The sequence below is a fragment of the Thiomicrorhabdus xiamenensis genome, assembly GCF_013282625.1.
Taxonomy (GTDB): Bacteria; Pseudomonadota; Gammaproteobacteria; order Thiomicrospirales; family Thiomicrospiraceae; genus Thiomicrorhabdus; species Thiomicrorhabdus xiamenensis.
In genome coordinates this window covers 757,921-777,237 of record NZ_CP054020.1, presented here as the reverse complement: position 1 = coordinate 777,237, position 19,317 = coordinate 757,921, and the positions used below count along the sequence as shown (strand labels likewise).

Sequence of the window (19,317 nt, the reverse complement as noted above, 5' to 3'; positions counted from 1 at the left end):
CATCTATATCGCCGCATAAGTAAAAATCGGGGGAAAAATCAGGAGATAAATCTGGGAAAAAACCGGGGCTAAAGAAAGCGTTATGAAAAGCGGCGGGGGAAATAAAAAAGGCGGCATTTCATCGACTTTCGCCGTTTGCCGCCTCGATTAAAAATGACTCAATCCATCTTCGAATTTTATAAAAGGTTAAGTGTCCGCCTTTTCAAGAATGACGTAATCGAACGCGTACTCATGCCGTTCGTCGGCCGGATGGTGTTCGCGATAAACCTCAAACCACTGCCCCGCTTGCGTCCAATCCGGAAAGTGGGTGTCACCATCAAGTTCGGCGTCAATCAACGTCAGATAGAGACGGTCTACCTTTGGCAGCATCTGGGCATACAGTTGCCCGCCGCCCATAATCACCACCTCATCGGGATGATCAAGTTTAATGTCTTGCAGAGCCGCCTCAACGGAAGCATAAACCGGAGCCGCATAATCCAAGTCGGTCTGACGGCTGATCACCAGATTGGCACGTTTGGGTAAAGGGCGGCATCCCAAAGACTCGAACGTCTTGCGCCCCATAATCACCGGCTTGCCCAGAGTATTTTTCTTAAACCACTGTAAGTCGTCTGGCAGATGCCATGGCATATCATTATCCCGTCCGATCACGCGGTTTTTACTCATGGCGACAATCATCGAGAGTTTCATTTGCTCTTCGTTCATACCGAAACCTCGGCTTTGATATGCGGATGCGACTGATAGTCGACAATTTCGAAATCTTCAAAGCGGTAATCGAAAATCGACTCCGGCTTACGACCGATCTTTAATTTCGGCAACGGCAAAGGCTCTCTCTGCAACTGAATTTTTGCCTGTTCGATAGTGTTGTTATACAGATGCACATCACCGCCGGTCCAGATAAAATCGCCGACTTCATAGCCCGTCTGCTGAGCAATCATATGCACCAGCAACGAATAGGAAGCGATGTTGAACGGCACGCCCAAAAAGGTGTCGGCACTGCGCTGATACAGCTGGCAGGAAAGACGGTTGTTTGCCACATAGAACTGGAAGAAAGCGTGACAGGTGGCCAGCGCCATACGGCCCTGCTTAACGTTTTCCTGAGGGCTGATCGACTCATCCGGCAAATCGGCAGGATTCCAGGCGCTGACGATCATGCGCCGGCTGTTCGGGTTGTTTTTCAGCGTTTCGATCACTTCAGCAATCTGGTTGATAGTTTCGCCGTTCGGCTTCTCCCAGGCGACCCACTGCTTACCGTAAAGCGGGCCGAGATCCCCCTCTTCGGTCGCCCATTCGTCCCAGATCCGCACCCCGTTATCTTTCAGGTATTTGATATTGGTATCGCCGGACAGGAACCACAGCAACTCGTGAATAATCGAGCGCAGATGCAGTTTCTTGGTGGTTAGGAGCGGAAAACCCTCTTGCAGATCAAAACGCATCTGATAGCCGAAAACCGAACGGGTTCCGGTACCAGTACGGTCCCCTTTGTCGGTTCCGTTGTCCAATATATGCTGCAGTAAATCAAGATAGGCTCTCATAACACTTCCCTAAATCCGAAAATCATGGCAAGCATTATAAGGGAATTGACATAAGATTTTATGTCTTAGCGCGATTATGGCTATACCACATCAATCCAAGACCGATAAGGATCATTGGCGTGGAGAGAATCTGCCCCATCGTGACCCAGCCCCACAACAGATACCCCAACTGGACATCCGGCATACGCCAGAATTCAACGATGAAACGGAACACCCCGTATCCGAGAAGGAACAAGCCGGTGACGCTTCCGGCAGGACGCGGTTTACGTGCATACCAAAGCAGAATAATAAGCAACACCACCCCTTCCAGCAATGCTTCCAGAAGCTGAGTCGGATATTTCACTACTGTCATCTGCAACTGCGGGTCGTAAACGGCCATACCGAGCGAAGACTCGGTGGTTTTGCCCCACAGCTCACCATTAATGAAGTTGCCGATTCTTCCGGTCAACAGCCCGATCGGCACCAGCGGTGCGACAAAATCACCGACTGCAAAAATCGACTGCTGGGTTTTGCGGGCAAACAGGATCAGGGCAATCGACACCCCAATAAGACCGCCGTGGAATGACATGCCGCCATTCCAGGTTTGCACAATGTCGAGCGGATTCGCCAGATAATGGGAAAGATCATAAAACAGAACATAACCGAGACGCCCGCCGAGGATCACCCCTAAAGCGACGTAAAACAACAGGTCGCCGACCATTTCACCGTTCCACGGCGGACGGCTCTTGGCGCGATAAACACCAAGCGCCCAGCCGCCGGCAAAAGCCAGCAGGTACATCAGACCGTACCAGTGAATTTGCAGAGGGCCGAGCGACAGTGCGACCGGGTCAATTTCAGGATATGCCCACATAGATCATCTCAGTTTTAAAAATTCAGTGGAATCATACCAAAACACGTTTGACGAATCGTGAACTTTATTTGACCTCGGCTCCACGGTTAAAACTTGAACTGTCCCACGATCACTTCAAGACGCTGCGAGAGCTGTTGCAGATCCTGTCCCGATTGTCGTGTCATATTGGCACCTTGCAGAGCTCGCTCGGTTACTTGATGAATTTCATGAATATTGTTATTGATCTGCTGCGCCAGTTGCGTCTGGGAATGCGCTGCATTCAGCATCTGATCGGACATTTGACTGATATCCTGCATCAGAAGCGTTACCGGTTGCAGCGTGTTTTTCGACTCGGTAACCGTCTGCATACTGTTTTTCACGGCATCCTGCCCCTGCCCGACGACAATCACCGTGGATTCAGTCGCCTTAAGAATCTTGTCGACAATCTCTTCGATCTGGCTGGTCGAATCCTGAGTTCGTTTGGCCAGCGAGCGTACCTGATCCGCAACCACGGCAAAGCCGCGCCCGTGTTCCCCGGCACGCGCGGCCTCAATTGCTGCGTTCAATGCCAGAAGATTGGTCTGCTCGGCGATTTCCTGGATAACATTCACCACCGAACCGATTGACTGACCGTCTTTGCGCAACTGAGTCACCGAATCGATCATCTGTTGCATGGTCGAACTCAGACTCTCCATTTCCTGTACGCTCTCGACAACGGTCTCGCCGCCTTCCAATACTCGTTGAGTCGCCTGCTGGGTGGCTCGGGTAGTGTTGCTCGAATGATCCTCAACGCTTTGCGCCTGCTGAGTCATCTCCAACATGGATTGATTCAAACCGGAAGTCGCCTTAGCCTGCTGCTCGACCCCCTCTTTCATGGAAACGGTAATCTGCTGCAGGTGCTCGGACGAGTTTTCCAGCTGACTGACAGTGGTGCTGATTTCACCAAGCAACACTTGAATTCGACTGATAAACTGATTGAAATGTTTCGCCAGAGCCCCGATCTCGTCACTGCTCTGAATCGGTAGTCTCTGGGTCAGATCCCCCGAACCGCGAGCAATTTCACCCATCGCATTCGAGATCTGCTCGACCGGTTCAACAACCGCCTTAGTCACGCGTCTGGAGATCAGCATCCCGATAAGCTGCCCAGTAATCGAAAACAGCAACAGGAAAAAGATATTCCACAGGCTTCCAATTGCGACATCCTGTCCGGAATCCCGGGTCTGCTGCTGCGCCAAAAACTGAATCCGTTCGAAACTGGCATACAAGTTACTGTAAATAGGCTGAATCTGCTGTTCCATCAGAACCAGATCCTGACGCCATTGATCACCCTGATGAATCATTTTGAGGGTCATATAGTTATTGCGGTAATCTTCATACGCCTGTTCGATTTGCTCCAGAGCAATCTCTTCTTCAAGCGTCAATTGCGCGCCCGGAATAAGATCCTGCTTTTGCGAATAAGCCTTAAGATTTTCCAACTGGGATTGAAATCGGTTCAGATACTGTTCGGTCTGCTGCGCCATTTCATCACTTCGAAATGCCAAATAACCGCGCAGATTGCTGACCACATTCAACCAGGCGGCTTCCATCTCCAGAACAATCTGCAAGCTCTGCTGTCGCTGCGCACTGATCGCTTCCATTTCCGAATAGCGCATCAATAACAGGGATTGCAGAATCTGACGACTCAATGGCAGGACGTTTTCCTGAGCATAGGTAAAAGCCGGATATTTCTGATTCGGTGAACTCTGCAACTGCTGAATACGCAGAACCAGAGGTGGCAATTTGTCCAGTTCCTGCTTAATGATTTCCGCCTGCTCCATGAATTCCGGTGAATAGGCGTTGCCTTCAAGCTGCTCGGTCAACTTGGACAGTTTTTTCTCGGCATGGTCGCTCTGATCAAGATACTGCTGGAGCTCTTGCAAATTCCCGCTGAGGATATAAGCATTCAACAGCGTCATATTATGCTCAAGCTGAATTGCAAGCTCCTGCGAGGCGCTCTCAAGTGGCTGGATTTTGGTCACCAGCTCATTGACATTGGAACGAACCATTGACAGATTTATGACGGCCTGGATGGTAATAATTGCCAGTGCCGCCCAAATCACACCAAAACCGAATTTCATTTTCTGTTTAAGACTTAATTTCTTAAGTAACTTATCCATTTTTGCCGCTCTTAACTTTTAAAATCATCATTAACATGACTGAATGCAAAATATAGACCAATTTTAAAAAACTTACTAAACCCGGACTTACATAAAAAGCTACTTATGCCTTAAACCCTCTATTCATAAGGGGTTCGCGCAAAATAAAAAAACGCCGCTGTATAGCGGCGTCTGAAAATAATATTAAAACCAATTACTTTATTTAGCGCTGGGGATAATTGCCTCTGGCAATCAGACCGCCGTCCAAAGTCAGAACCGAGCCGCTCATCCAGGAAGTCAAATCGGATAAAAGATACGCCGTCGCCTCTCCCATTTCTTGCGTGGTTCCATAGCGGCCAACCGGCATTGCACCCGTCCATTTTTGCTTCATCTCTTCCTGAGAGAGGATTCGATCGGTTCTCTCCACCGGCACTACCCCCGGTGCCAAAACATTGACGTTGATACCGTACTGCCCCCACTCGACCGCCTGAACTTTAGACACAGCGTCCAATGCAGCCTTGGAAGCCGCATAGGCGGAAAACCATTCACAGGTCTGCTGGCCGTGGATACTGGAGTTATTAACGATTCGACCCGGCTGTTTCGCCGCGATGCACTTTTGCGCAAAACAACAACTCAACTGATAAGGGGCCTGCAGATTAACCGCCAACGTCTGATTGAACTGCTCGCCTTTGGGGTCTTTAAGCGCCGTCACCTTGGAAACAATCCCGGCATTATTTACCAGCGCGTCCAGCCCGTCGAATCGATCCCATGCCTGTTCAAAAAAAGCTTCCAACGTATCGAGACGGGTGAAATCGCAACGAAATACGTCGGCCTCGGCGCCGAACGCTTCGACGTCCGCCAGCGTATTCTCGATTCCGGATTGGTTATGACAGTAATGCAAAACCAGCTTGCAGCCGTACCCGGCCAATACTCTGGCCATTCCGGCGCCAATCCCGCTTGAGGCACCGGTAATCAAAACACGTTTACCCGCTAATCCTTTCATAACTCCTCCGTACACTCTATTTCAATCGCTGTAACAACTCGGCGGTGATCTGTTCGCGCGCCTGTTGCGAGGCCTCTTTACGAATTCTTACCGAAGCGACCGCGCGTTTATTGCCATCTGCGCACCAAGGCTGTAAAGCCGCCAGCAGAGTGTCGGCAGTCAACTCACTCTGAGAAATGATCTGGCCACCGCCGAGATTCACCAGCGCTTGAGCATTCGCCGTCTGATGATCATCTACGGCATGCGGATAAGGCACCATAATCGCCGGACGGGCAACGGCCATCAATTCGCTGACGGTCAGTGCGCCGGAACGGCACACCAGCATGGTCGCATTGCGATACGCCTGCTGCATATCGTCGATAAAAGGCACTATCTGCGCATCCACGCCGGCTTCCTGGTAAGCTCTTTTCGCTTCGGCGAGGGTTTTCTCTCCGGTCTGATGCAGGACCTCAGGTCGCTCCGATTCAGGCAATTTGGCCAGAGCCTGAGGCACCGTCAGGTTCAGCGCCTGAGCGCCGCGACTGCCGCCTAATACCAGCAACCGGCAAGGTTCATCAGCTTTCAGAGTTTCAATCTGTTCCAGGCCTTCTCGAACCGGGTTCCCGAAGAGTTTACAATTCGCCTTGGCGGAAAACTGTTTTGGACTGTCCTTAGCCACCGGAAACGCCAGCATGACCAGATCGGCCAACTTAGCCAGCAAACGATTGGTCAATCCGGGAATCGCATTCTGCTCATGCAGAACCAACGGTATTTTCAGACTTTTTGCCGCCAGCCCGCCGGGACCGCAGACGAAACCGCCCATCCCCAGAACCAGATCCGGCTGCTGCTGCTGCATGATTTTTTTTGCCTGCCGATACGCCTTCCACACATTCAAAGGCGCTTTAATCCACCCGAGAAGCCCGTTGCCGCGCAGCCCGCGGATCTGAATCTGTGAAAACGGAATTTCCGCATTCTCGACCCAGTTCTTCTCCATACCTCCAGCAGTTCCTAACCAGTGGACCTGCACCTCATGCTTCTGCAATTCATGCGCAATGGCAATGCCGGGAAAAACATGCCCGCCGGTTCCACCGGCCATCACCATCACTTTTTTACTCTTTTCTGAACTCATCGCTCGCTTCTTGAATACTCTTTGAAATGGCTCAATTTAAACAGATCGCACACAAAAAAGCCAAGCGCTTACAGGCTTGGCTTGTGCGGTTAAAAACGGCATTTAAGCAGCTCGTGTTTTCGGCTCTCTGCGCACTTTGCGTGTTTTCTTGACCGCCTTTTCGGCTTTCTTTTCTTCATCTTCAGCGGCAAATTCCTGATCGGTTTTCAGGTCGTAGTCGTCGCTGTTTTTCGGATCCGGATAGAAACGCGAGACATGCTCGACTTTCAACACCAGCGCAAACGCGATCAAAAACAGAATCATACTACTGCCGCCGTAACTGAACAGCGGTAGCGTCAAACCTTTGGTCGGGATCACCCCAAGATTAGCGCCCATATTAATCCCGACCTGCAGAACAAACCAGAAACTGACGCCATACACATACAAGGCACCGAAATTATAATTTGCCTGTTTGGCCTGATAGGCGATACGGAACAGGCGATAGATCACCGCCAGATAAAGTACCACCAACCCCAGAACGCCGAGAAAACCGAATTCCTCGGCAAAAATCGAGAAAATAAAGTCGGTATGCGCATCCGGCAGATAGAGCATTTTCTGCACACTATTGCCAAGACCGACACCGGTCCAGCCACCGGAACCTTGCGCCAGTATCGCCTGAATCAACTGGTAACCGGTCCCGTAAGGATCCTGCCAGGGATCGAAAAACGAGGTCAATCGCGCAATTCGGTAAGGCTCAAGAAGTAGCAGTGCCGCCAGTATCCCGATCATCGGAATAATGGTATAGACAAAGAAACGATAAGGCGCGCCCGATATCAGCAGCATGCCGACAATAATCATGGTGATGACCATGACGCTCCCGAAATCCGGTTCCAGAATCAGTAACAGCGCCATAAATCCGAAAGGCAGCGCCAGTCGCAGAACCGCAGTAAAACTTTCGGAAACTTCGCTCTTGTGCAAAGTCAGATAAGCGGCCATAAAGACAATGACCGAAAACTTCATCAACTCCGAGGGCTGAAAATTAAACACTCCCAGCGGCAGCCAGCGCTTGGAGCCGTTAATCTCCATCCCGACGATCAGTACCGCCACCAACAGCAGCAGACTGAGCAGAAGCAACCCGCCCCGTCGGTGTATCCAGGTCGAGAGCGGAATCTGATAGACAACATAGGCCGCCACCAACCCCAGTCCCAAAGCGATGGTTTGGCGAATGACAAAGAAAAATTCGTTCGCATAGCGTTCTTCGGCGTAGGCGATCGATGCGGAAAACAGCATAACCAACCCGATAAAGACCACCGTTCCCAGCAGTCCGACCAGCGTCAGGTCAATTTTAGGCTGATTGCTTTGTGCTCTCTGCATGGCCATACGCCTCCATATCAAACTAATCGGACTATAGATTCTGAGCGTTCTCGACAGCTGCCGAAGGAGGAACACTGCTCATGGCAAACTGCTCTTTGACAATACGCTTGAAGACCTCACCCCTTTCGACATAATTCGAAAACTGGTCAAAACTGGCGCAGGCCGGTGAAAACAGAACGCAATCGCCACTTTCGACCAGGCCGGCAGCGAGCGAAACCGCATCCGCCAGCGTTTCAACCTGCTTAATCTGATCAAAACCGTTCTGTAAAAGCGCCTGCTCGATAATGCCGCGATCGCGTCCGAAGAGAATAACCGCCGAACAGAACTCTTGCACCGCTTCCGTCAGTGGTGAAAAATCCGCATCTTTGCTGACACCTCCGGCCAGCAGAATAATACGCCCGTCGATCTCGGCGCCGAAAGTTTCCAGCGCCGTCAGGGTTGCACCGACATTGGTTCCTTTGGAATCGTTGATCCACTGCACACCGTTGACTTCGGCAACCAGCTGAGTGCGATGCGGCAGACCGGCAAAATTCGTCAGCACCTGCGAGAAGACCTGCTTGGAAATCTGGAAAGGTTCGCATAACGCCATCATCGCCAAAGCATTCAGCTGATGGTGCTTACCCTTCAACAACATTTCCGCGGTATTGATCAAAGGTTCCTCTCCTTTGGCAAGAAATCTTTGATTATCCATCTCAATAATTCCGTAATCGCGATTGCTCTGCGGGACACCCGGTCCAAAACGCACAATTCGGTCTTTTATTGAAGTCAGGTCTTTCAAATCCGTCGGTAAGACCGCCAGCTCGGTATCGGAAAAGATTTTGTATTTGGCATGCACATAAGCGGCAAGATCATCATAGCGGTCCATATGATCTTCACTGATATTCAGAACCGTCGCAGAAATACAGTGCAGGGAATAAGTCGTTTCCAGTTGAAAACTCGACAGCTCCAGAACGTAAATTTCGTATTCGACATCGTCAAGCAAAGCATCCAAGGCTGGCAGTCCAATATTGCCCGCCACAGCAACTTCGAAACCGGCCGTTCGCAACACTTCGCCGATCAGAGTCGTTACCGTACTTTTACCGTTCGACCCGGTAATGGCGACCACCGGAACACCGACAGCCCGTGCGAAAAGTTCGATATCACCGATGACTTCCACGCCATTGGCAACCAGTTCCTGCACCCAAGGCTCGCGTACGGCAATCCCCGGACTCAATACCAGTGTTTTAATCTGCGCACGCCATTTTGCTGGCAGCTCTCCGGTCGCGAAGGAGACTTCGGGAAACTGTTCCTGAAGCGCCGAGCAGTCGAAATCAACGCGCGTATCAAAAGCACAGCAGGCTTCTTTCTGCACCTGCAAAAAGCGTAATACCGACTGACCTGTAACCCCTAAACCGGCGACTAAAATCATCTAATGCTATCCCTTTATCGAATTTTCAGTGAGGCTAAACCGACCAGCACCAGAATAATCGTGACAATCCAGAAACGGACAATGACGGTCGACTCGTGCCACCCTTTCTGCTCAAAATGATGGTGCAGCGGCGCCATCAGGAAAATTCGTTTTCCGCGCAACTTGTAGGAACCAACCTGTAAAATCACCGACAGAGTTTCGGCGACAAACACTCCACCCATAATAACCAGCACCAGTTCCTGCTTGACTGCGATCGCCATAACGCCCAGCGCCGCGCCGATTGACAATGAGCCTACATCCCCCATAAATACCTGCGCCGGATGGGCGTTATACCAGAGAAAACCAAGTCCGGCACCGACCAACGCAGCCGCAAAAATCGTGATTTCACTGACCCCGGGAATGTAAGGAATATTCAGATAGTTGGAAAAGACTGCGTTGCCGGACAGATAAGCGAATACGCCTAAAGCGCCCGAAATCATCACCGTCGGCATAATTGCCAAACCATCCAGTCCGTCGGTCAGATTCACCGCATTCGAAGTCCCGACAATCACAAAGTAACTGAGCAGAATCGTCCAGGCACCCAAATGGATTACGGTGTCTTTCATATACGGAATCAGCAGATCAGTTTCGGCCGGTACCGTAGCCATTGCAAACAACGCATAAGCGGCAATAAAGCCGATCAACGACTGTAGAAGATATTTGTGCTTGGCGCTCATTCCTTTGGGATCGCGGTACACGACTTTCTTATAGTCGTCGATAAAGCCGATCACGCCGAACGCCAGCATGGTCAAAGTCACAATCAGCAGGTAATGGTTGGTCAGATCGCCCCACAAAATGACAGAAACCGCGACCGAAAACAGAATCATGGTTCCCCCCATGGTCGGCGTCCCTTTTTTGACCAGATGGGTCTGTGGGCCGTCACTGCGAATCGCCTGACCAACCTTAAGGCGTGTCAACCAGCGAATCATTCCCGGGCCGATAATGAATGACAACAGCAACGCGGTCAGCACACTCATAATAGTGCGCATCGTGATGTAGCTGAATACGGCAAAACCGGAAATATACTGTTGCAGATATTCGGTCAGATAAACTAGCATTCGAAAACTCTTTTAATATATTGATATCTTTCGCCTTCCCGTTTCGTCTCCGGGAAGACCTGAATTCTTAACCCCAGCTTTGCTGTACGGCGTTGGCGATCGTTTCCATTTGGGAACTGCGCGATCCCTTAACAAGAATGTTGATTTGCGGGCACACTTCGTCCTCGACAAACCATTTGTTCACCAGTTCGTTGAGGCTCCTGTTCAGGCTGTCGTGCTCCAGAAAAGCGGCACTGAATATATTCGGGATGCGCGGCGATGCATGCGTATTGGCGGCAAAAACCCGCGGCATATCCTGTGCGGCCTCGCCATAAACCAATAAAGCGTCAAGACCGATATGGGCCGCATATTCTGCCACTTCATGATGCGCTTGAACGCTATAATCGCCCAGCTCACCCATCGCCCCGATACAGGCGATATGGCAGCCTGGAAGCGTCATCAAAGCGCTTAATCCAGCCTTGATCGATTCCGGGTTGGCATTATAACTGTCATCCAGCAAATAACCGCAACGAATTTGTGTTTTTTGCAAACGCCCCGGCACGCCGCCGTATGTCTCAATCGCGGCTTTAATCGCATCCCATGCCACGCCCGCCCACAGTGCAAGCAGAGTACATGCAGCGGCGTTAGCCGCATGGTGTTCGCCAAGAACCGGCATACGAACTCTATCCGAAAAACGACTGCCATCAGCAAGTTCGGCGGTTAGAACGAATTCGATTCCGTGGTTAAGTGTCTCGACCTCCCCGAAAGTGACATTCGGCAGTGTTACGGTTTCCTGAGACTCTTTGGCAAACAGCCCGACCTTGCCTATTCCGAGTGCGGAACATTTTTTCAGCCAATCCTCGATCCCCGCCGAATCATGATTGAAAATCGCCACCCCATCGTGCGGATCCAGTCCTTCGACAATTTCGCCTTTGGTGTCGATAACCCCTTGTAAACTGCCGAATCCTTCAAGATGCGCACCCGCCGCATTGGTAATCAACGTCATATCCGGCTTGGCAATTTCCGTCAGGTAACGAATCTCTCCCGGATGATTCGCGCCCATTTCGATAATGGCATATTCATCCTGCGGGCGGATCTGCAACAGCGTCCGCGGAACCCCGAAATCATTATTGAGATTGCCTTGTGTCGCCAGCGTTCTGCCCGCTTTAGAGAAGATTTCCGCAAGCAGGGTTTTATTACTGGTCTTGCCGTTGCTTCCGGTAATCGCAATCAGTTTTTTCAAAGGCATCTGCTGGCGGTGCCAGCGAGCGAAGGCAGCAAGCGCCAGACGCGTGTCGGCAACCAAAATGACTGCCGGCTGCTGATCATCGGAAAGTTCTTCGGTCAGCGTTTGCCAAGCCTCCTCCTGCGAAATCAGAATCACCGCGGCCTGAGCCTCCACCACTTGCTGCAGAAATTCATGGGCATCAAAACGCTCTCCGCAGATAGCGATAAACAGACTTTGCTGTGTCACCTCTCGCGAATCGGTAACCACTTCGCTAAAACTTCTGGTTCCGGCTTGCGGGTTCAGCCTTTTTCCTTCGACCGCACTCTGTAACTGTGCGTCAGTCCAAAAAAAATCCTGTTGCAAAATTTACCCTTACACCTTATTGGTCAATGATTTGTCGGCAAACCACTCCTTAACCACACTTCCATCGTGAAACGGATAGCGTTTGCCGGCTATTTCCTGATAATCCTCATGCCCTTTTCCGGCGATGACGACCAAATTATTATCCCTGTGCTCTCGAGTTGCCTGCAGTAAAGCCTCCTCGATAGCCTGTTTTCGATCGACGATCACATCGACTTGTTGCGGCGATTGCATTCCCTGCAGAATCTGCTCGATAATCTTTTCCGGCTCCTCGTTGCGCGGGTTATCCGATGTCACGATTACCTTATCTGCCCAGCGTTCGGCAACCGCCCCCATTAACGGACGCTTTTTTTGGTCACGATCTCCGCCGCAACCGAACACCACCCAAACCTGTCCTTCATGGATGCCTTTATCAATATAAAACGGATCTTTCTGAGCATCACTCGCCGCCTGTTGATGCTGACGAACCGATTCAAGCAGCTTTTCCAGTGCATCATGAGTATGCGCAAAATCAACCACAACCGTTGGACGCTGGTGAACGATCTGCATCCGGCCTTCCACAGATTCGACAGTTCTGGCCGCTTCGACGACTTCATCCGGTTCAAAACCGTTGGCCATTACGCAACTGAGCGCGCAGAGCAGGTTTTCGGCATTGAAAGCGCCAAGCAAAGGAACATGCATCGGCAGCTTGCGTTGTGCATGCAACAATGTAAACGTCATTCCTTGAGGAGAGAGCTGCAAATTAATACCGAGATTGACGCACAGATTAAGCCATTCTTTCGGCTGCACCTCATCCTCCAGCTCAGCATGTTTAAGCTGATAGCCCCAGAAAACGCAATCGTGCTGTCTGATGCAGTACGGATGACAGCGGTTAACCAGAGATTGCCCAACCGCATCATTCAGATTCAATATTTTGTGCTCAGCCGGAAAGTCATGAAACAGTTTTACTTTAGCCGCTTCATACGCTTCCTGAGAACCGTGAAAATCGAGATGATCACTGCTGACCTGCGTCAATGCCAGAGTCGCAAACTGCACTTTAGCAATCCGGCCAAGCTCAATCGCATGCGAGCTGACTTCCATCACCACATAGCTCACACCCTGAGCAACAAACTGCGCCAGCAGGCGATGTACTTGCAACACATCGGGAGTGGTATTCACCCCTTTATGCAACTGTCCGAAAACACCGTATCCAAGAGTACCGATCAGACCGACTTTGACATCCAGACTCTGCAACATCTGCGCACAATAAAATGCCGTCGATGTTTTGCCGTTAGTGCCGGTAACTCCGATTACTTTCAGTCTGGAACTCGGCGAGTCATAAAACCAGTCCGCCAATCCGGCCAGTTCATGCACCAAGTCGTCGCAATAGATAAAGTCTACCTGCAACTGCGCGCACAGATCGCGCTCGGATTCCGACGGCAAGCGGTCAGCCAGAACTACGGCCGCCCCTTTTTCGACAACCTGAGACAAGTAATCCAGTCCGTGACTGCGTTGCCCCTGCAAAGCGACAAACACCGTTCCCTTGCCAACCTGACGGGAATCGTTGGTCAGGGAACTCAGTTCCGGCAACTGTTCCGTCTGCGATGCATCCTCGTGAGAATGAATAAACTGCTCCAGCCGCATTTTCTGCTGGAGATAGGCACTCAATTCGTCGAGCGACTTCACTACATTCCCCCTCGGGCTATCTGACCGGCAAAGCGCGGATCAGAAGCCGGCAAAGGCAGATTCGGCAGCTCCTGCCAGTCCGGTTTCACCTTACGCAAACGCAAAGCATTCTGCATAACTTCCTTGAAGACCGGAGCCGCTACCAGACCACCGTAATACTTACCGCGCGAAGGCTCGTTAACCGCAACAACCATTACCATATCCGGATCGGAAGCCGGAACCATTCCGGCAAAAAGCGAAAGATAGGTGTTATCTTCATAGCCACCCTGACGGGATACTTTATGCGACGTTCCTGTTTTACCGGCAACCTGATACCCCGGAATCATGGCCAGCGGAGCTGTACCGCCGGGTGCAACCACCTTGTTCATCATATCGAGAACTTTCTGGCTTGCCTGCGGACTGAATATCGGTGTCGAGGCGGGCACCTCGTTTTCGCCCATTTTGAACAGATGCGCGTCGAGCATACGCCCTTGGTTGGCGAAAACCGTATAGGCGCGCGCCAGTGTCAGCAGGTTAACGCTCAAACCGTAACCGTACGAAGTTGTCGCCTGATCGATCTCGCTCCAACGCGAAACATCTTTAAGACGCCCCGCCGTCTCGCCCGGCAGGTAAGTATGCGTTCCCTCTTTGAATCCAAGCTGCTTGAACAGGTCGTACTGAACTTCCGCCGGCATGCGGAAAGCGATCTTGGCGGTTCCGACGTTACTGGATTTCTGAATAATTTCTTCCGGCGTCAGTACGCCGTGGCGTGAGGTATCTTTAATCAGCTTGCCCTGAACGCGCATAAAACCACGGCCGGTATCAATCTTCGATTGCAGGTCAACCACCCCTTCGTCAAGCGCTTTGGCAATAACAAACGGCTTCATAGTCGAGCCGGGCTCCAGCACGTCGGCGACGACGCGATTGCGAATACCCGGCCCTCGGCGCTGTGCGGTATCATTTACATTGAAACTCGGCAGACTGGCCATGGCCAGAACTTCGCCGGTTTTGGCATCCAAAACCACCGCACTGGCGCTCTTCGGCTGATGCTTGTACATCACCTGTTTCAACGCTTTATAGGTCAAATACTGGATATTCTGGTCAATACTCAACACCAGAGGATTACCGTCCTGCTCCTGCTTTTTGGTTTTCAGCAGATTGATAACATTACCTTTAACGTCCTTAACGACAATTTTTTTGCCGCTGCGACCGCTTAGATGTTTGTTGTACGCCAGCTCAATCCCTTCGATTCCCTTACCGTCGACATTCGTGTAGCCGAGAAGATTTGCCATGCTTTCGCCGTTCGGGTAATAGCGTTTGTATTCGGTACTGACATAGACATGCGGCAGACGAAGCGCTTCGACCTTGTCTCTAAAGTCCGGCGTCAGACTACGTTTGACATACATATGACGGCGTTTCTGATTGGCATAGGCGCGCTTGCGCAACTCGCTGGCAGAAATGCCTAAAACCTTTGCCAGACGGTCAAAGGTATAGATAATGCGATCCAGTTCTTTCTCGTTGATCCACAGTGAGTGGTACTCTTTTTTTACCGAAACCTGTCGCTGCTGACCTTGATACTCGGAGACATAACTATGCTCGGTTTTTTTGATATGGACACCGGGTAAAGCAAGCTGTTCGATCTTCTCTTTAAGCTCAGGGGTTTTGATATAGCGGATAAAACTGAGGTTACGATCACGGTTCTCGCGCGCCCGCTGCAGAAGCTGGTTGTTTTTCAGCTCGATAAGCTGTAAAAACTCGTGATAATTGGCTTCATTCTTAACGATCTGTTTCGGATCCAACTCCACCGCAACCATCGGCGTACTCATTGCCAGCAAGTTGCCATTTCGGTCGTAAATCTGACCGCGGACACCAGGGACGTTATAACTGCGGATATGCCGGTCGTCGGCTTTCTCCTGATATTCGTCCGCTTTAACGATTTGGGTAATGAAAGCTTTGGCAACCAGAGCCGACATCATCATCACGATAAGAAAAAAGATCACAATTTCCCGGTTTAGAAATCTATTCACTATCCATTTCCTTATCGACAATATAGACCGTCTGCTTTTGCTTCTGGCTACTGACCATCTTGAGCTCTTCTTTGGCGATGCGCTCGACATTGGCCGGTGAAGTCAGGTGCATTTTTTCCAGCATTAACTCCCCCCACTCGTGCCGTGCCGCCACCAGTTGGTCGACATTTTTGTAATACTCTTTTTGAATGCCTCTGATCTGATGCGACAAATAGATATTGCCGAACAGCAAAGCAAGCAAAAACAGGACTAAAAAAATCAATAAAAAAAGCCCACCAGACTTTGAATAACTCAAGTTTGCGGGCTTCGACGATTGAGACATCAATCCTCCTAAAGACCCGGCCAAGCAGACAGAGGAACTTGACCGGGCGGGATTTACAGCAGTTTTTTAATCTTTTTGGCGGCGTAGGAAAGCCGGAATGTCCAACAGATCACGTTTACCGTATTTATCATTTACCAGACTGGCCATTGTTGTTTGTGCAGCCGCCTGAGTTTCAACGTCCTGCATAGTCATGGCGCCACTCTGAGGTTGAGCCGTACTGGCCTGAGTATTATAGCTGTCGGCAGACATCTGAACCGGCTGAGCAACTGGCGCAGCTTCCTGAACCGGTTGTTGAACAGCCTGCGGAGCCTGTTGTGGTTGTACGGAGTAGTTCATTTCAGATGAACTCTGATGCATGGTGTAATTCGGCTGCTGGTGAGACGGCTGAGCAGGCGCCGCTTGTTCCTGAGTCGCTTGAGTTGAATGCTGTGCAGACTGCTGCATCTGATTCACCGCGCTGTTAAGTCCCATATTACGCATCTGCTGCGGCTGAGGAGCGGTATCTTCACGACGTGAAAGACCTGTTGCAACAACCGTAACACGGATTTCATCATTCATGCTCTCATCCAGAGAGTTACCGATAATGACTTTAGCATCCGGAGCCGCAACCTGATCGATTACGTCACCAACCGCATTGAATTCACTAATTGTAAGATTTGGCCCGCTGGTCACATTGATCAGAATCCCTTTTGCACCAGACACTTCGATATCGTCAAGCAGAGGGTGGGCAATCGCTTTTTTCGTTGCTTTGATGGCACGATCGTCACCGGTCGCATAACCGACACCCATCAACGCCATGCCGCGCTCGGACATAACGGTACGCAAATCTTCAAAGTCAACGTTAATCAGACCCGGACGCGTAACCAACTCAGTGATCCCCTGGACCGCGCTCAACAGAATTTCGTTAGCGTAGTTGAAAGCGTTGCTTAGCGTAAAATCATCACCAACGATTTCCTGCAACTTATCGTTCGGAATTGTAATCAGAGAATCGACATGCTGGGTCAGTTCATCGATACCCGCCTGAGCTGCCGCACCGCGACGCTCGTAAGAGAAAGGCTTGCTGACAACACCGACAACCAGAATCCCCATTTCACGTGCAAGCTGCGCCACTACCGGAGCAGAACCGGTACCGGTTCCGCCACCCATACCGGCGGCCAGGAACAACATATCCGCACCTTCGATTTCGCCTTTAATGGCCTCCATCGAATCTCTGGTAGCCATACGACCTTTCTCCGGATCTGCACCGGCACCCAAACCTTTCTCTCCCAGCTGAATACGGTTCTCAACACGGGAGTGCGCCAAAGCTTGCGCATCGGTATTGGCGACAATAAAGTCGACACCTTCGATGGTATTTTCCATCATAAAGTTAACGGCATTACCGCCACCGCCACCAAGACCTATGACCTTGATTACCGGCATGCCGGCTTCGCGAATATCGCTTGCTGCATCTTCTGAAATGAATTTCATGTCTCTATCCTCTGTCTTTCTGAAACTTTTTACTGCGTTTTGTAATCCAATTACTTTTACTGTGCGAGCTTTTCCGCGATTCTTAAAACCGCGCTGCGCGACCGGGCATTTAACTCACACTCATCCTTGCTGGGAAAAATCGGCTTGCCGATTCTTTTTAACACCGGTTCAATTACCTCTATTTGCACCGGTGAGTCCGGGAAAAGATCCCGAATTTTTGACTGGTCGCGAATAAACACCTTGGCGATCCGATCTTCCAAAGAATGGAAACTGATCACGGCCAGCCGGCCTTCTGGAGCGAGAACTTCCAGAGAGCCCTGTAATACATTTTTCAATACATCCAATTCACGATTCACGGCGATGCGGATTGCCTGAAAAGTTCGCGTCGCAGGATGCTTGTTTTTTTCTTTTTTCGGTAAAACCCGCTCAACGACTTCGGCCAAATCTTTGGTGGTATTCAACTCACCGGCATCGGCCGCCTCTTTAATCACTCTGGCAACCCGTCCGGAGAAACGTTCTTCACCGTAATTCTGCAAGACCAGCTTAAGCGTTTTCTCGTCGACCTCTTGCAACCACTCTTTTGCGCTAACCCCTTCCTGCGGATTCATTCGCATATCCAGAGGTCCTTCACGCATAAAACTGAAACCGCGCTGCGCATCGTCAAGTTGCGGCGAGGACACACCCAGGTCCATCAAAACGCCATCAACCTTGCCCAGCAGATCGCGCTGCCGGCAGTAAGAGTCCAAGTGTTCGAAACTGCCATGAATAATTTCAAACCGCGGATCCTGAAAATGCTCGTGGGCATAGGCAACCGCCTGTGGATCCTGATCGATCGCATACAGCTTACCGTTCTCTCCCAGACGATCCAGAATCGCCCGGGAATGGCCACCTCGCCCGAAGGTACAATCGAAATAGATACCGTCCGGCTTAATATTGAGCGCATCAATGGATTCTTGTAAAAGAACGGAAAAATGCTGGTTAAAATTTTCAGTCATGAAATGGGTCGCTTCTTTTTAAATCAGCATTTATTAAAAACTCAGGTCGCCAAGCAGTTCGGACATTTCTTCCAGATCAATCTCTTCCAGAATGTCATCACAGGTTGCATCCCATGCTGCTCTATCCCAAAGTTCGAACTTCTTGCCCTGACCGACCAGTGTCGATTCCTTAGCGATTTCCGCATAACCAAGCTGTTCTTTAGTAACCAGAATACGGCCCTGACCATCCATGACCTGCTCAACCGCGCGACCGACGAAGATTCTCTGTAACGCGCGTACGGATTTGGACGAGTTCGGCAGTGCCATAATTTTGTCTTCAACCGCACGCCATTCCTGATATGGATAGAACGCCAGACACTTTGCATTCAGGTCTAGGGCAATAATTAGGGTCGACTTGTGTTCTTCCACCAAGTATTCACGGAATTTTTTCGGAATTGCGATCCGCCCTTTGGCATCAACGCTCAAATTGTAATTTCCGCGAAAAAACACCTAATTCACCACTTTTCACCACTTTACCCCACATTCGTAACTAACTATATTCATCCGCCTCATCAGTGTCAACATAGTGCCTACTCTAAAATTCTTTTATATGACAACAACTTAGAGAGCAATAATCACCCTTACAACAGGACTTAAATAAAAAATTCCTCTTCCTTTTCATTAACTTATGAATAAATTCAAAAAACAACCTTAGACAAACCTTACAAATAACGCCTCTTATACCAAGCTGTAAATACCCTGTTTTTCCAAGGGGAAAAACAGCCTATATAGTTCCTTTAAAAAAAATAAGAACAAGATATAGTGGTAAGTAGAAAAACCTACGTTTTTTT

16 protein-coding genes are annotated in these 19,317 nt (G+C 50.3%); all 16 read right to left on the bottom strand.

Features of this window, described 5'->3' with window-relative positions; genetic code table 11:
* Positions 1–186: 186 nt before the first annotated feature.
* The 16 genes from folA to mraZ all read right to left on the bottom strand — a co-directional run bounded on the left by folA (position 187) and on the right by mraZ (position 18,976).
* Positions 187–702, bottom strand: coding sequence for a type 3 dihydrofolate reductase (gene folA, locus HQN79_RS03550; RefSeq protein WP_202984507.1), 516 nt, complete (start codon positions 700–702; stop codon positions 187–189).
* Positions 699–1,532, bottom strand: a complete 834-nt coding sequence (locus HQN79_RS03545; protein ID WP_173284318.1) for a thymidylate synthase — start codon at positions 1,530–1,532, stop codon at positions 699–701. Before HQN79_RS03545 ends, folA begins: the two co-directional genes overlap by 4 nt.
* A 58-nt stretch (positions 1,533–1,590) precedes the next feature.
* Positions 1,591–2,382, bottom strand: a complete 792-nt coding sequence (lgt, locus tag HQN79_RS03540; RefSeq protein WP_173284317.1) for a prolipoprotein diacylglyceryl transferase — start codon at positions 2,380–2,382, stop codon at positions 1,591–1,593.
* An 86-nt stretch (positions 2,383–2,468) separates the two neighbouring features.
* On the bottom strand, positions 2,469–4,517 hold the full coding sequence (locus tag HQN79_RS03535) for a methyl-accepting chemotaxis protein (RefSeq protein WP_173284316.1): 2,049 nt from the start codon (positions 4,515–4,517) through the stop codon (positions 2,469–2,471).
* Between the two features lie 202 nt (positions 4,518–4,719).
* Positions 4,720–5,499, bottom strand: a complete 780-nt coding sequence (locus HQN79_RS03530; protein WP_173284315.1) for an SDR family NAD(P)-dependent oxidoreductase — start codon at positions 5,497–5,499, stop codon at positions 4,720–4,722.
* Between the two features lie 16 nt (positions 5,500–5,515).
* Positions 5,516–6,607, bottom strand: coding sequence for an undecaprenyldiphospho-muramoylpentapeptide beta-N-acetylglucosaminyltransferase (gene murG / locus HQN79_RS03525; RefSeq protein WP_173284314.1), 1,092 nt, complete (start codon positions 6,605–6,607; stop codon positions 5,516–5,518).
* Between the two features lie 102 nt (positions 6,608–6,709).
* Complete coding sequence (gene ftsW / locus HQN79_RS03520) at positions 6,710–7,960, bottom strand: putative lipid II flippase FtsW (RefSeq protein WP_173284313.1); 1,251 nt, start codon at positions 7,958–7,960, stop codon at positions 6,710–6,712.
* A gap of 31 nt (positions 7,961–7,991) precedes the next feature.
* Positions 7,992–9,368, bottom strand: coding sequence for a UDP-N-acetylmuramoyl-L-alanine--D-glutamate ligase (gene murD / locus HQN79_RS03515; protein ID WP_173284312.1), 1,377 nt, complete (start codon positions 9,366–9,368; stop codon positions 7,992–7,994).
* Between the two features lie 14 nt (positions 9,369–9,382).
* Positions 9,383–10,465, bottom strand: a complete 1,083-nt coding sequence (gene mraY, locus HQN79_RS03510) for a phospho-N-acetylmuramoyl-pentapeptide-transferase (RefSeq protein WP_173284311.1) — start codon at positions 10,463–10,465, stop codon at positions 9,383–9,385.
* 67 nt (positions 10,466–10,532) lie between these two features.
* Complete coding sequence (locus HQN79_RS03505; RefSeq protein WP_173284310.1) at positions 10,533–12,035, bottom strand: UDP-N-acetylmuramoyl-tripeptide--D-alanyl-D-alanine ligase; 1,503 nt, start codon at positions 12,033–12,035, stop codon at positions 10,533–10,535.
* A 9-nt stretch (positions 12,036–12,044) separates the two neighbouring features.
* Complete coding sequence (locus HQN79_RS03500; RefSeq protein WP_173284309.1) at positions 12,045–13,697, bottom strand: UDP-N-acetylmuramoyl-L-alanyl-D-glutamate--2,6-diaminopimelate ligase; 1,653 nt, start codon at positions 13,695–13,697, stop codon at positions 12,045–12,047.
* Positions 13,697–15,703: a peptidoglycan D,D-transpeptidase FtsI family protein gene (locus tag HQN79_RS03495; protein ID WP_238843417.1), complete on the bottom strand. Its 2,007-nt coding sequence runs from the start codon at positions 15,701–15,703 to the stop codon at positions 13,697–13,699. The genes HQN79_RS03500 and HQN79_RS03495 overlap by 1 nt, the downstream gene beginning before the upstream one ends.
* Complete coding sequence (ftsL, locus tag HQN79_RS03490; protein WP_173284307.1) at positions 15,696–15,965, bottom strand: cell division protein FtsL; 270 nt, start codon at positions 15,963–15,965, stop codon at positions 15,696–15,698. Before ftsL ends, HQN79_RS03495 begins: the two co-directional genes overlap by 8 nt.
* Positions 15,966–16,091: 126 nt before the next feature.
* Positions 16,092–17,492, bottom strand: a complete 1,401-nt coding sequence (gene ftsZ / locus HQN79_RS03485; RefSeq protein ID WP_173284306.1) for a cell division protein FtsZ — start codon at positions 17,490–17,492, stop codon at positions 16,092–16,094.
* A gap of 56 nt (positions 17,493–17,548) precedes the next feature.
* Positions 17,549–18,487, bottom strand: a complete 939-nt coding sequence (gene rsmH / locus HQN79_RS03480) for a 16S rRNA (cytosine(1402)-N(4))-methyltransferase RsmH (protein WP_173284305.1) — start codon at positions 18,485–18,487, stop codon at positions 17,549–17,551.
* A gap of 33 nt (positions 18,488–18,520) precedes the next feature.
* A complete protein-coding gene (gene mraZ / locus HQN79_RS03475; protein WP_275284707.1) occupies positions 18,521–18,976 on the bottom strand; it encodes a division/cell wall cluster transcriptional repressor MraZ in 456 nt (151 codons plus the stop codon).
* Positions 18,977–19,317: the final 341 nt, after the last annotated feature.

Excerpts from the sequence above, each read along its gene's own strand:
- folA (WP_202984507.1), bottom strand. The coding sequence starts at position 702 with ATGAACGAAGAGCAAATGAAACTCTCGATGATTGTCGCCATGAGTAAA.
- HQN79_RS03545 (WP_173284318.1), bottom strand. The coding sequence starts at position 1,532 with ATGAGAGCCTATCTTGATTTACTGCAGCATATATTGGACAACGGAACC.
- lgt (WP_173284317.1), bottom strand. The coding sequence starts at position 2,382 with ATGTGGGCATATCCTGAAATTGACCCGGTCGCACTGTCGCTCGGCCCT.
- HQN79_RS03535 (WP_173284316.1), bottom strand. The coding sequence starts at position 4,517 with ATGGATAAGTTACTTAAGAAATTAAGTCTTAAACAGAAAATGAAATTC.
- HQN79_RS03530 (WP_173284315.1), bottom strand. The coding sequence starts at position 5,499 with ATGAAAGGATTAGCGGGTAAACGTGTTTTGATTACCGGTGCCTCAAGC.
- murG (WP_173284314.1), bottom strand. The coding sequence starts at position 6,607 with ATGAGTTCAGAAAAGAGTAAAAAAGTGATGGTGATGGCCGGTGGAACC.
- ftsW (WP_173284313.1), bottom strand. The coding sequence starts at position 7,960 with ATGCAGAGAGCACAAAGCAATCAGCCTAAAATTGACCTGACGCTGGTC.
- murD (WP_173284312.1), bottom strand. The coding sequence starts at position 9,368 with ATGATTTTAGTCGCCGGTTTAGGGGTTACAGGTCAGTCGGTATTACGC.
- mraY (WP_173284311.1), bottom strand. The coding sequence starts at position 10,465 with ATGCTAGTTTATCTGACCGAATATCTGCAACAGTATATTTCCGGTTTT.
- ftsZ (WP_173284306.1), bottom strand. The coding sequence starts at position 17,492 with ATGAAATTCATTTCAGAAGATGCAGCAAGCGATATTCGCGAAGCCGGC.
- rsmH (WP_173284305.1), bottom strand. The coding sequence starts at position 18,487 with ATGACTGAAAATTTTAACCAGCATTTTTCCGTTCTTTTACAAGAATCC.